Raw genomic sequence first — 13,553 nt, forward strand, 5'->3', positions numbered from 1 at the left:
TGAAATATCGTAAGGTAAATACTCATAGTTTTGAATGTGTTTTTTTATGTCCTTTGGAAGTTCTTCATATCCATTTATCATTTCTCTAAGAGTAGTTTTTATATTTCAGTTACCTTTACCGTGATATCTTACCAAGCAACTCTAACTATGCTCTATTATCCAATTTAATAAATCTTTATCACTTACTGATCCGTTTGCTAAACCTAATCCAAGTCTAATCAATTCACCATCTGTACAAGTAACTTCAATTCCATTTAGTTCAAGGAACACAAGCATTGCTAATATTCCAATCCTCTTATTTCCATCAATAAAAGGATGATTATTTATAAGAAAATAACCCAATTTAGCAGCTTTAGATTTAACAGTTCTATATATGTCTTCTCCACCAAATGTTTGAAAAGGTGCATTTAAAGCAGAATCTAATAAACCTTCATCTCTAATACCATCACTCCCGCCAGTTTCTTTAATAAGAAGACTATGCATATTTAATATTTGCGTTTTAGTTAATCTTTTCATTTGGATAATTCCTCAAATGCTTTCATATGTTTAGATAATACTCTTTTAGCAACTTCCTCTACTTCTTCATCATCAATTGTTTTAACCTTCTCTAATTGACCATATTCTATTAACACATAACGTGGTACATTGTTTTTCAAAATTATTACAGTTCCATTTTCATCTACAATTCTTGCTACTTTTGAAAAGTTTTGATTAGCTTCTGAAATAGAAACTAAATTTTCGATATTAACTTTCATAAAAATCCACTCCTTTCTACTTATATTATACCCCACCTTTTAGGATAAATTCAACCTAATTTATGATAAGTAAAAAAATATACAGCTCTTATCCAGTAATACTAGATATCGATAGATTTCATAAAGCCCTTATAATCATTTTGTCCTTAGTTCGTTGTATAATTAAATGCAACACCAAAAAATATAGAACAATAGTTACTCCATGAAAGCCTCTAAATAACTTCCTCTTGATAAAATAAATGTAGCAATTTTTGCAATGAAATACCTTGTTTTTTTCTTGCCAAACTAAAGGTATACTATCTTATATCCCTTGTAATCACTGTTTGTCCTGGTATCAATCAATCTTAGCTGTATGCCCTCTATCCGTTTTGATTCATTTTTTGTCCCTATATAGCCATCGGATTTTAACCACAAAGAACCATCCTTTTGAAATAATCGTTTTCCCAAACATTTCCCTCCGCCTTGCTCTTAGATCCCATGTAAATTAGATATAATCTCTCCCCGTTATAGAACAATAAATTAACTGAAATACCTCATTATACCATGATCTAAATATATATAATAATACCATTTTCCTATACAAGAGTTTTATAAAAATTAGGTGCCACTCTAATAATACTATATCTCTACATATTTTCACTTCCCCATTGGCACATAGCCTCTAAAATAGGTACAAGGGTCTGCCCTTTTTTAGTTAACCAATATTCCACCTTAGGAGGTATTTGATTGTACTGCTCCCTATGAACCAAACCTTTAGACTCCAAATCTTTCAATTGTTGACTTAACATCTTATGAGTTATTCCATTAATGCTCTTTTTTATTTCACCATATCTCTTAACTCCATCTTGGGCTAAACTCCATAATATAAGAGGCTTCCATTTCCCTCCAATAGCCTCCAACGTATATTCCACAGGACATCTATATTTTTTAGTAATATCATTATCTATAATCATAATTAACACCTTACTCTCTTTTTGGTTAGTATATTACTTAAAAGTACATACTTGTATTATATATCGTATAACATATACTATACAGTATAATCTGAAAAATAACATTGTAAAGTTAAATCAAAGTAGAGGAGGATTTTTATGATGAAATACAACGATATGGAAAAGAAAAACATAGGTGCTACATTTGCACTATATCCAACTCCAGATACCATAATAGGAACGGAAGTTGATGGTAAGGTAAATTGGGTAAATATTGCCCATCTGGGCATAGTGGGAATGGATAAAATAATGCTAAGTATGCATAAATCTCATTATTCCAACAAGGGAATAAAGCAAAACAAGACTGCTACGGTAAATTTAATCAGTAAAGATATGATAGTTAAGGCTGATTATGTAGGAATAGTCTCTGGACATAAAGTAGATAAATCCAATGTGTTTGAATATTATTATGGTACCTTAAAAACTGCCCCCTTAATTAAAGATTCTCCAATCTCTATGGAGTGCAAACTTGTAGATAACTATGAAACAGAAGAAGAGGATAACTTCATACTAAAGGTAGTAAATACCTATGTCGATGAAAATATATTAGATGAAGATGGCAAAATAGATTATGAAAAATTTAAACCTGTGTTATTTGAAATGCCAACAAAATCCTATTTAGAAGCAGGAAATAAAGTCGGCAATTGCTGGAGCGATGGTAAAAATTATATTTAAAGATTAATGACGACTGCACTAGAGTCAGTAAACATGAAAACCAAGTTTAAAATGCCTTTAAAGAATAATTTTTCTGTATACAAAAATGCCCTGAACCATGTTTAAATCAAAGATTCAGAGCATTTTTATATATCCAAACTAATCCCATATTTTTTATTTTGTTAGGGCTTAATTTTTCATACCTGTCAATGCAATTCCCTCAATAAAGTAACGCTGTGCAAAGATAAATATAATCAAAATAGGTATAGTCGCCATCACACTCCCAGCCATAATATGATGATATGCTGTTGAATACTGTCCTTGCAACAAGGCAATACCAATAGACAATACTCTTGCCTCATCAGAAGTGGTAGCAATAAGGGGCCATAGAAAATCATTCCACGAATACATGATCGTAAAAACTGCTAAGGCCGTCAAAGCTGGCTTAGTTAAAGGTAACAATAACTTCCAATAGATACCGAAATAATTGCATCCGTCAATTTTACCCGATTCAATGAGCTCATCGGGAAGAGTCATAAAGAATTGCCTCATCAGAAATACCCCAAAGGCACTGAACATACCAGGAGCAATTACAGCAGCTAAAGTATCTAGCCATCTTAAAGTCTTCATGATGATATAGTTAGGTATCAAAATCATTTGTGTAGGAACCATTAATACTGATAAAAAACCAAAAAACAAAAAGTCTCTTCCTTTAAACTTAAGTTTTGCAAACGCAAAAGCTGCTAGAGAACAAAAAAACAACTGGCCCAACGTTCTTACAACGGTTACAATAATAGTATTACGATAATAGGTTAAAAAAGGCACGGTATCAATAACTGCCCTATAATTTTCAAACTGGGGTACCTTAGGAAAAACAACGGGAGGCACCTTCATAGTTTCTGGAAAAGTTTTTAAGGATGTAGAAATCATCCAGAAAAACGGTATAATCATAATTATAGATCCCAGTATAAGGATTACATGAATCAATATTTTCGATAATGGTATCTTCCTTTTATCCATTTTCATTCCTCCTTACAATATGTAACTGATTATTCATAGTGGACCCATTTTTTCTGACCCATAAATTGGAGATAAGTCAAAAGTAGAATAATCAAAAATAACACAATTGCTTGTGAGCAAGCATATCCCATTTTAAAATATACAAATCCATTTTCATAAATACCAAATACTATAGAACGACATGCATCTCTTAATGAGCCCTTGGTTGCACCTAAAATAACAAATATAGGATCAAAAACTTGTGTTGCACTAATAAGAGAGGTAACACTTACAAAGAATATAGACGGAGTTAATAATGGGATAGTTACATTTCTAAAAGTTTGCCATCTGTTAGCACCATCAATTTCAGCAGCTTCATAGTATACTCTTGATATACCTTGTAGTCCAGATAACAGAATTACAATATTATAACCTAGACCACCCCAAATACTAATAAGCATGATGGCAGGTAATATGAATTTTTCATTAGATAACCATCCAACGGGAGCAAACCCTAAAAACTCAAGAAAATAATTCACTAAGCCATAATCAGCATTTAATAACCATTTCCATACCATGGCTACTGCGACAGGCATGGTCATAGTAGGTAGAAAGAAAAAAGTTCGGTATAAGTTTTGCCCCCGTATTTTAGAATTTAATGCGACTGCTAAAAGTGTAGAAAGGACAATAGTGCAAGGAACTGTGATAATTGTAAACCAAAAAGTATTAATGATTCCAAGCTTAAATGTATCATCTCTCAGCAACAGTTTAAAATTATTTAATCCTGTAAAAATTGGAGTACCTATTCCGTCCCAATCAAACAATCCTAAAACAAGTGAAAATACAATGGGAATTATATAGAATACAGTAAGACCAATGGAATTGGGAGCAATAAAAAGATAACCAGCAAAGCTTTCATTATATAACAAACCCTGTTTTAATGTATATGATTTCTTTTTGTTGCCATTTAAAACATTCAATATCCGTTCCTCCTAACATATTACCAAATTAATTTATAAAAGCGGTATGAAGAATGCAAAGAATTCACACCCTTCATACCTTTTAATCATCATTTATTTCTCAGACGCTAGGATTTCATTCATTTGTTCAGCAATTTTTTTCATAGCTTGATCTGCATTTTGTTTGTTCATCCAAGCATCAGTCAATTCTTTAGCTTCTACCTCCATCCATTCAGATGCCCTTAAAGATACAGGATATGGATGACTATAGTTAGCAGCATCAACAAACACTTGAAGATTCATAGAAGGAATAGCATTTACCCAGTCTTCTTCTATGCCCTTATAACTAGGGATGGTAATACCTTCTTTAGCTAACAAAGCCATAGAATCCTTTGAAATCAAGTGATTAATTAATTTCCAAGTTTCTTCAGGATACTTGGTCTTAGCATATCCTGCCCAAGATAATCCATGAATGATGGTCTTTCTCTCGTTTGTATTAGGGCTCATGGGCAAAGGAGCAATATCAGCCTTATCTCCAAGAGATTCATATACAATAGGTACATACCATGAACCAATGGTAGTCATAGCTACCTTGCCAGAATTAAACAGATCTTCACCTGTAGTATCTATCATCTGCTGCCCAGTAGGAGATACACCATCTTTATAAATTAGATCCAATAAAAATTGAATGGCTTCAATGCTCTCTGGTTTGTCAAATAATGAAGTTTTGTGATCTTCACTAATTATCCCACCGCCATTCATAACCATAAAATTATAGTAACCGCTTTGATTTGCATTAAGGGAAGCAAAACCATACTGAATAATCTTCCCATCATCGCCTTTAATGGTTAACTTCCTGGCATTTTCCCTTAAAGTATCCCATGTCCAGGTATCATCCGGATATTCAACTCCTGCTTTATCAAACATCTCCTTGTTATATACAAGGGCAATAGTATCGTATTGTTCAGGAATAGCACATACCTTCCCATTATAGCTATAGCCTTCAATTAGGTCCTTGGGATAGTTTGAGACATCAACCCCATCTCGTTCAATATACTTTTGAAGTTCCAATAAAGACCCGTTATCAGCATACTTAGGGAAGTTCGGTATATTCATCCAAAATACATCAGGAGCATTATTGCCAACAGTAGTCGTCTGTAATTTTTCCCAATATTGAGCCCAAGGCACAATAGTAGCATCTACCTTGATATTAGGATTATCTTTTTCAAAATCATCAATCATCTTATCAATAACAGGCTTTTGTACTTGGTCCCAATACATCATGCTTAGTGTTACTTTCTTGTCATTATTGGCAGATTTTTGAGTCTTATCTTCATCAGAAGAATTGTTTACATCGATGTCACTAGAAGATTTATTATTAGAGCAACCTGACAATAGAAAAGCAAATACAAGCGCAATACAAAGTAAAAAAACAATAATTTTTTGACGTTTTGCCATAAAAAAGCACCTCCACTTAATATGTGTTAATTCTAACAGAATAGCACCTCATCTACAGATGATTTTTTGTTAAAGCTTTGTTATAATATGGTTGGGTAATAATATTATTTAGTGTTTAGCATAATACGGGCAATATAGAAACAGCATATATACGCGCTATAATTATGTTTAAATTAACGCCCGTATTATGCAATATCTTTGACAATAATAGTATAGCATTTAGTTGCGGCAAAGTCAACTAAATTCGAGTTTATTTTTTATAAACACGAATTTAGTAGTGTCTTTTAATGGGAGGAAAAACATGAAAAATGTAAATGATGACATGATATTAGACAAATATAATTGTAGTGATATAGATCCTTTTGCAACAAATGATGTGATTGTCTATCTGGCTGATCAATTAAAACTTACACAAAAAGATTTGGTTGAGCAAACTGGGCTTCATAAGTCACAAATGTCCCGTATATTTAATAAAAAGGAAATACCAACTAAGGAACAATTGGAAAGATTATCTGTACCATTAAAGATATCAAAGGAATTATTATGGCTAATTGGAGGATATATATTACCAGAAAGCAAAGAAGGTCCGTTAATTTCTGAATTAAAAACATTAAATAAACAACTAAAATCCATACATGAGGAAATAAAAAATAAGCAAACCTCCTATGAAATGGATTCAAATCTTACAACTAAAGAAAAAGAATTTATCAAAGAATATATAGAATTTACCCAGTATAGAAAAGAAAGGAATAGGCAATATAAATAATTTTGTATATTCTCTTCCATTGGCAAATATTTAGCTTATTAACCATTATGTCATATTTTATCGCTTTTAAATGACGATAATCTAATAATAGGAATGGGTGGCAATTAGCTGCCCATTCCTATTCATGAAAGAACCAAGGCTATATATGACTTAACTTGCTATTTTGGTTTTCGCTGTAGATCCTAGCGTTATTTACATAATGTGTTAATTTATCTCCTCATTATATCATTTAATCATTTTGTCCTTATATGGCATATAGCCCCATCCTTTAGTTTTTGTCCACCAGTAGATCTTATATCACCATGCATAACAACTACGTATTCTTCATTTGATTTTAACATATTAGCAGGGGCTATCTTTACCTTGTCACCTGTAAACTCTACTATATCATACTCTACCCTCGCCCCCGTTGCAATCTCTATGAGCTCAATATTATTATCGAGAGTAGATCTATCCACTTCCTTATTAAAGGATATCAAAAACTTTTTATCCGTACTGATATCATATAAAGGCGATAATACATCATATCCTGGATAATACCAGGTAGTGATAGCATCTTTTTTAAACAAGTCCCCATTCCATCCTGTATCCGTCCCTGCATAGATCTTTTTACCTCCCGCCATAGCACCTTTTATAAGCTCTGCATAACTTGTCCAAAATTTAGTCTGACGGGCTAAGTTTAAATCTACACCAAATATGCTGCCTCCCATATCTATGCCCACTATCCCCTTTTTTGCCTCATTTCCTCCTGTTTGCAAAAGGTATGCGGCTATCATCTGGGCATCTTGGCCTTCTATACTTATATCAGGCGGGAGCCCTACTTTGTTTATAGTCCTATCGTTAGGGGTAAAGAAATAATCTGTAGTAAGCTTTATCGCCCCACCATTGGATAAAAAGTACATATTCTGCATACATCCCTTGCCAAAGGTGGTATTCCCCACTATATATGCCTTGTCATAGTCTCTTATGGCTCCTATAAACGCCTCTGATGCACTTGCACTATATTCATCGGCTAAAACTATTACCGGCTTCCCTATCCTTACCTTTTGCGGTATAGCCCTATATTCCCCCTCTGATGTTTTATTCCTAGTCTTTATCGCTACATTGTCATCTATGAAAAAACCAGCCAATTCAAGGGCAGTATTTAGGTATCCCCCACCATTGCCCCTAAGATCTACAATATACCCCTTGACGCCTTCCTGCTCCATATTTAGAACAGCCTTTTCAAAACGTTTGGCAGTATCCGTACCGAAGGACATAATATCTATATACCCTATTTTGCCATCAAGCATGACATGTTGAATAGTAGGTATATCTATCCTGTGTCTCCCTATCTTTAAGCATAATATCTCTCCGCCACGTTTTACAGTTAGACTAACATATGTACCCTCGTCTCCAGAGATATATGTAATAGCAGCATCTGCATCAATACCTGCCAGAGGGCATCCATCCACCTCTGTAATAATATCTCCAGGAAGGAGACCTGCCTCTGATGCCCCTGAACCTTCAAATACAGATAAGACCATTATCCCTTCAGGTACCTGCTCTATAACAACCCCTATTCCCACATACTGCATCTCTATAGAGCCTATAAATGCATTTAACTCCTTTGGTGTCATATATGTAGTATATGGATCATCTATTTTATCCATAAGATCATCTATATCTGTAGAATTAAGTACATCACCTTCAAGTGGCTCCACATAGTCCTTATTGAGCCAATATTTAATTTCATCCAAGCTGTCATCTGCATGGGATACGGTCGGAAATACGCTTAAAATGAGTACAAATATCAACAGAAAGGATAATACCTTTTTCAAATAAACCATCACCTTTGCATATATAATATTATATATATTATAGCGTTTGTATAAACTTTCCTCAATATTATCTCCTAAAAGTTTTACCATCATCAACCAATGTTTTAATGTGATAAAAGAATTGCCTGTTTTTCTGTATATCCAAACTAATCCTTAAATATATAACCCTTAGTGTTTAAAAAATATCCTATTCCTTATTTTGACCTATCCTTTTTGAATTGCCTCTTTATCCGTTTCTTGTATAACTGTCACCGTTATATCTTTACTAGCTGTAACTTCTCCTTTTGTCAAGGTTATCTTGTAGGTACCTTTATCGCTATTTACAATTTCTACAGTTACAGTTATATCTTCATTTTCTATGAGCCCTTCTACTGCCATTTGTATTTTCTCAACTGTCACTTCATCTAGCTGTAAATCTACAACCTCTATTTTTGTGCTTGTTAGTATATAGTCTATACGTTTATGTGGATTATCTACAGGAAATGTATAACCTTCCCCTTCTCCCGCTAAGTCCCAACTATCACTCAGATATTCAAACAACGGTACAAGTTCAGGCGCATCTGGTAGAGCATTTAAATCTCCAACTAAAATCTTAGGTCCCGCTATTTCCGAATAGATATTAAGCATATCATCAACTTGCATCTATCTTACCATAGGATCACCACGATAATCTAAATGTGTTACATGAAAATAAAGCATATTCCCATTTACATTAATTTTAGCTTCTAGGAACCCTGGCATAGGAGAAGGAGCTGCTGCAAGTGCTACTGTCTATAGTATGATTGAAAGTGCTAAGGCCAATGGAATTAGCCCTTATAAATATCTAAGCTTTATATTTAGCGAATTGCCAGGCATACAATTTGGGCAAAACCCTGAGTTCCTAGAAGATTATCTTCCGTGGAGTGCAGATGTTCAAGCCACTTGTAAATAATCATAGGTCTATGATTACAGCATTTTTTTAGAATTTTCAATACACCAAGTTATTATGCGCTTACTTTTAATCCTTAGAAATGATGGATTTGAAGAACTATTTTTTAATGGCCATGACTGGTAAATTACAATCTTCCAGCCTTGGCCTTTTTCTTTGCGTAAAAAAAACCTCACAAGTATTTTTCTACCTGTGAGGTCCTTCTTTATCTCGTTAGCAAGTTTCGACAAAAGTCGGGCAGTACCCGGTACCTTTGCGAGGGGGAGGGCTTTTCTCCCCTGAGCTTGCTCCGGTACTTTTGTGGCGTTAATAATTCTTAATCTTATAGACCAGCTGCTACTTTAACTGCTGCTAGAGTTCTGAATGGAGTTTTTAATGCTGTTCCGTCTTCGTTAAACTCTAATCCTAAGAAGAATGCTTCAGCTATATCAGCTTTTTCTGCGTTAGTCATTTCTGCAAATTCAGAGGATACTGCTTCTAAAGCATCAATAACATCTGAAATTTCATCATTTGCTTTTAAAGTATTTATACCACTTAATGCTTTTGTATATGATCCTTCAGTTCCTATAACGCCTTCTAAAGCTGTATTTAGAGCACTATAGTCGTTAAATTCTTTATCTTCTGCTCCATTCCTAGCTTCTAATACTTTTTCTGCTACAAATAATCTATCTGCCTTTGGAATATTAAGGTAAGCTTCAACTGGTAGTTCTAATAATGCAGCATCTACATCTTCTGCTGTTTCTGCTTCATTAACTAATACAACTACACCGTCTTGAGATAGTTCATCAACGAATTTAATTGTAAAACCGTCTTTTTGGATTACATTGCCATTTGCATCTTTAACTGTGAATTCTAGTGTCTTAGTATTACCGCCTGCTTGTGGTACGAAGTAGTATAATAGATAATGGTCGCCATCTAATTCTAGATCTTTTCTTAAATCATCACCGTCTAGTAGAAGGTCAAATTTATTTGCAAATTTTTCATTTAAAGTAATCTTTAATCCAATCCATTTAGCTGTTGCTGGTGGAGTATCATTGTTTGCTGGATACTCTGTTAATGCTAGGTAGTCACCTTTAACTGTTACTAGGCGTTTGTCATCTAATGTAGAACTATCAACAGTAACTCCTGCATTTGTTCCACCATCAGATACTACTGCAAGGTCTGTTATTTTCAAAGCTGCTTCTGCATCTGCTGCTGCTTGATTTGCAGTATCTATAGCTGTTTTAACATTAGCAACACTTAATACACCTGTTACTTCTTCGCCTGTCTTAAATCCTTTAATTTCTTCAATATATGCTTTACCATTAGCATCTTTATATGTTGTTATGTCTAATTGAGTTTTATCATTTACTAACTCAGCTAATGCTGTAACTTTAGCTTTTAGGTTTGTTGGTGTTGTTGCTTCACGAACATCAACGATAGCTAATTGAATATCAATATTCTTTAAAGCTGTTTTTGTTGCTGATTCTTGTTCACCTTTAGCATTTGGTGTAGCATATGTTTCAATTAAAGCTTTTGATGCTAATAATTTAGCTCTATCAACATTATTAGCTGTCTTTGTAGCCTCAGTAGTTACTTTACCATCATTAACAGTGTTAATTACAGTTTGTACTGCTGCTGCATCTGCTGGTTTATTTAATGCTTCTCCAGTATAGAAGCCAGCTTTATATTCATTAATCCATTCATTATTTACTCTTGCAAATACATCATTTTGTAATGCTGTTAATAAAGCGATATCATTGTTTGCTTCTAAAGCGTCTACTACTGCTTTGGTTGCAGCTTTTTCTGCTGCTTCTTTTTCGCCTGCTTCAACTGCATCATCATTTACTTTATCTACGAAACCTTGGATAGCTTCTACAGTTAAATCTCCCTCTAAGTCAGCTAAGAATTTATCTTTACCATCTAGGTATTTTTGAATGTTAGCTACTTCTACATTCTTAATTCCTAAGTCTGCGAAAACTTCGTTAAGTCCTAATTGTGTATCTGCAGCTACAAATGCTGCTAAGTTTGCTGCTAAGTCAGCATTATATGAAATTCCTGCTACTGTCCATATGCCTTCAACTTTAGTAACAGCTTTTACAAATTCAAATTCAGCTGTAGTGTCTCCTGCTGCTATATCAACAGGTTTTACTTCTACAACTGCACCTGTATTGTCTTTAACTTCTATTGTTTGTTGCATTAAATCTTCTGCTGGAGCTGTAATTTTTACAACTACAGAGTTATTGTTAATAGCACAAAATTACTTATTTCTCTGTATAATAAAAAGCCCTGAACCCCACTTAAATCAAAGGTTCAGAGCCTTCTTATATTCCTAAATTAGTCTTCATTTATATAATGAGTATCATTATGCATACTGATAGGTTTTATAAGCTTATTATTCATAAAGGTTTTCTAATAAATAATACCAGGGAGCCCACTCGTGCCCCCCATCTTTGGCAATAATACCACCTTAGGCCTTCATTCCAAAGTATATTTGTATTATTTTATCCGAAGTAGCTCCAATAATTTATTCTCTCTTTCTCTCATTCTATTTACAGCATCTCTTGAATTCATTTCTAATGGTTTTATATCTTTTATAGCTTTCTCTAGCCTTTCAACCGTTTCTGATTTTGATATTTTAAATTCTTTTGTAAAAGAATCAACTGACATAAAATCACCTTTAATCACAAGTATTAGTAAATAAGCATTTCTATTGAAGTGTCTTTTCAACATCCTTAATACTCTCATATGAGAGGGCTTCATCCATAATTCTATCTAGAGTTTCAGAGTCTAATGACTCTATCCTTTTTCTTAATTCTGGTGGGATAACACCAAATCTTTTGGTTAAAAGTTTTATAACCATTTTAGCTTCGCCTTCTACTTTTCCCTTTTCATAAGGCTCTCTGTATAGTGATGATTGCATTATGATCTCCTCCTTTACAAACTTTTTATATTTACTCTTTTCATACAACTTTTTAACGCATTGAACTGTAAGAAAATAATAGTCTTTGTCTGGAAGTGATTCCACAGCTGTTAGACATTCCAAAATATGTTCTTCTTCACTCTCTCCATCATGCTTCATAAATACTCTTAAAGGATATAATACCACTTGCTTATCTTTTAGTACTTCATATTTATCAATTTCATATGCTTTAATTACTTTGTATTGGTACTGCATCACATCTAAATCTTGTACTGTGCTTTTAAAACTACCTTCTATATTTTTTACATTAGTTGGTTCTTTTAGTACCATAAGTACTTGATAAATTGGTAAGTCATTATGCCATTTTATATAAGTATAATATTTAAGCATTCTTTTTAGCATTTCTGTATTACTTTTATATGCAGATTCAAATTCTATGTGAAGAATAAAACTCTCTTCATTTATATTAACTTTTGCTAAAAAATCCATTTCTATCATATCAGGTATAGATAGCTTTGCATGTTCAAGAGATATTTCATCAGCTTCTTTTACAACTGGTAAAACGAACTCAGCAATTCCTCTATAATCCTTTTTCCCTAATACTCTAATCGTTTCATCATAGGTTTGTGGCCTTGTTTCATAAGACATTTGGATATACCACCTCCATCTTACTATTATTATACCACAAACCTATCTTTTAAAAAGACTTTTTACTCATTTTTCAGAAGTGTCTCAACTTCCCTCTTGAATCCATACTTCTGGAGATATTCAATCAATGCTCCTTCCATGACTTCTCTCTGGGTGACATTCTTTTCTTTGCTAAATTCTGCAGTAAGCTTTGCTACCATATCACTCATATAAATGGCTTTGGTTCTGACAAGTCCTGGCACTACATATCTTGGTATGGTCCCATCTTCTTTAGTTCCTGATAATAGTTGGTAGATGTCATCTCTTTTCTCATATAGAAATCGGATAAATGGAATGTATTCATCTATATCTGTCGGTGGACTTTGGGTTGTTACTACTTCCTCTATTACTTCATCTGCTGTTTTTTCCTCTACCTTTCCTATAGTCTTTACATAATTATTTTTATAAGCATTCCACCTTAGTTTCGCAGCAAATAATACAATTCTAAAAACTATAGCCCTGCAATGCCAATTGATACAAGCCAAATTATTTGTCAAATTTTAATCTTTTTCCTGTTGTTCTATGATGTTCTATGGTATAATATATATGGTGATGAAAATGTTTCTAAAGAAGGACAGGAAACCCAATGGAAGGGTTTATCTATCTATAGTACAAGGCTACAGAGAGCCAGGT

The 13,553-nt window shown here is 33.5% G+C and carries 15 protein-coding genes and 1 pseudogene; 3 read left to right on the forward strand and 13 right to left on the reverse strand.

Annotated elements, in window-relative coordinates; all coding sequences use genetic code 11:
- Positions 1-141: 141 nt before the first annotated feature.
- From EJN67_RS08870 to EJN67_RS08885, 4 genes are all read right to left on the reverse strand, one after another.
- Complete coding sequence (locus EJN67_RS08870; RefSeq protein ID WP_129723971.1) at positions 142-516, reverse strand: type II toxin-antitoxin system death-on-curing family toxin; 375 nt, start codon at positions 514-516, stop codon at positions 142-144.
- Positions 513-755, reverse strand: coding sequence for a type II toxin-antitoxin system Phd/YefM family antitoxin (locus EJN67_RS08875; RefSeq protein WP_129723972.1), 243 nt, complete (start codon positions 753-755; stop codon positions 513-515). The genes EJN67_RS08870 and EJN67_RS08875 overlap by 4 nt, the downstream gene beginning before the upstream one ends.
- Before the next feature lie 285 nt (positions 756-1,040).
- The gene (locus tag EJN67_RS08880) at positions 1,041-1,202 is read right to left on the reverse strand and encodes a hypothetical protein (protein WP_129723973.1); all 162 of its coding nucleotides are present in this window, start codon (positions 1,200-1,202) and stop codon (positions 1,041-1,043) included.
- Positions 1,203-1,381: 179 nt separating this feature from the next.
- On the reverse strand, positions 1,382-1,708 hold the full coding sequence (locus EJN67_RS08885; RefSeq protein WP_129723974.1) for a winged helix-turn-helix transcriptional regulator: 327 nt from the start codon (positions 1,706-1,708) through the stop codon (positions 1,382-1,384).
- Positions 1,709-1,846: 138 nt separating this feature from the next.
- Here EJN67_RS08885 and EJN67_RS08890 point away from each other — a divergent pair, with 138 nt between their 5' ends.
- A complete protein-coding gene (locus EJN67_RS08890; protein ID WP_243641269.1) occupies positions 1,847-2,422 on the forward strand; it encodes a flavin reductase family protein in 576 nt (191 codons plus the stop codon).
- Between the two features lie 168 nt (positions 2,423-2,590).
- Here EJN67_RS08890 and EJN67_RS08895 read toward each other — a convergent pair whose 3' ends face one another.
- The 3 genes from EJN67_RS08895 to EJN67_RS08905 form a co-directional block, all read right to left on the reverse strand.
- Entirely contained in the window at positions 2,591-3,421 is an 831-nt protein-coding gene (locus tag EJN67_RS08895) for a carbohydrate ABC transporter permease (protein ID WP_129723975.1), read from the reverse strand.
- A 29-nt stretch (positions 3,422-3,450) separates the two neighbouring features.
- A complete protein-coding gene (locus tag EJN67_RS08900; protein ID WP_165000814.1) occupies positions 3,451-4,380 on the reverse strand; it encodes a carbohydrate ABC transporter permease in 930 nt (309 codons plus the stop codon).
- A gap of 93 nt (positions 4,381-4,473) precedes the next feature.
- Positions 4,474-5,817, reverse strand: a complete 1,344-nt coding sequence (locus EJN67_RS08905) for an ABC transporter substrate-binding protein (RefSeq protein ID WP_129723977.1) — start codon at positions 5,815-5,817, stop codon at positions 4,474-4,476.
- Between the two features lie 301 nt (positions 5,818-6,118).
- On the opposite strand from EJN67_RS08905, the gene EJN67_RS08910 reads away from it, so the two are divergent.
- Positions 6,119-6,583: a helix-turn-helix domain-containing protein gene (locus EJN67_RS08910; RefSeq protein ID WP_129723978.1), complete on the forward strand. Its 465-nt coding sequence runs from the start codon at positions 6,119-6,121 to the stop codon at positions 6,581-6,583.
- Between the two features lie 233 nt (positions 6,584-6,816).
- On the opposite strand, the gene EJN67_RS08915 is transcribed toward EJN67_RS08910, so the two are convergent.
- Complete coding sequence (locus EJN67_RS08915) at positions 6,817-8,403, reverse strand: S41 family peptidase (protein WP_165000815.1); 1,587 nt, start codon at positions 8,401-8,403, stop codon at positions 6,817-6,819.
- Between the two features lie 204 nt (positions 8,404-8,607).
- Complete coding sequence (locus tag EJN67_RS08920; protein ID WP_129723980.1) at positions 8,608-9,045, reverse strand: endonuclease/exonuclease/phosphatase family protein; 438 nt, start codon at positions 9,043-9,045, stop codon at positions 8,608-8,610.
- A gap of 52 nt (positions 9,046-9,097) precedes the next feature.
- On the opposite strand from EJN67_RS08920, the pseudogene EJN67_RS08925 reads away from it, so the two are divergent.
- Positions 9,098-9,334: pseudogene (locus EJN67_RS08925) on the forward strand (transposase domain-containing protein); the annotation flags it as partial.
- A 319-nt stretch (positions 9,335-9,653) separates the two neighbouring features.
- Here EJN67_RS08925 and EJN67_RS08930 read toward each other — a convergent pair.
- From EJN67_RS08930 to EJN67_RS08940, 4 genes are all read right to left on the reverse strand, one after another.
- On the reverse strand, positions 9,654-11,510 hold the full coding sequence (locus tag EJN67_RS08930; RefSeq protein WP_129723981.1) for a hypothetical protein: 1,857 nt from the start codon (positions 11,508-11,510) through the stop codon (positions 9,654-9,656).
- 299 nt (positions 11,511-11,809) lie between these two features.
- Entirely contained in the window at positions 11,810-11,980 is a 171-nt protein-coding gene (locus tag EJN67_RS14045) for a hypothetical protein (RefSeq protein WP_157726515.1), read from the reverse strand.
- A gap of 40 nt (positions 11,981-12,020) precedes the next feature.
- On the reverse strand, positions 12,021-12,881 hold the full coding sequence (locus EJN67_RS08935; protein WP_129723982.1) for a DUF4351 domain-containing protein: 861 nt from the start codon (positions 12,879-12,881) through the stop codon (positions 12,021-12,023).
- 62 nt (positions 12,882-12,943) lie between these two features.
- A complete protein-coding gene (locus tag EJN67_RS08940; protein WP_207208004.1) occupies positions 12,944-13,417 on the reverse strand; it encodes a hypothetical protein in 474 nt (157 codons plus the stop codon).
- Positions 13,418-13,553 lie beyond the last annotated feature (136 nt).

This window comes from Xylanivirga thermophila, from assembly GCF_004138105.1.
Lineage (GTDB): Bacteria > Bacillota > Clostridia > Caldicoprobacterales > Xylanivirgaceae > Xylanivirga > Xylanivirga thermophila.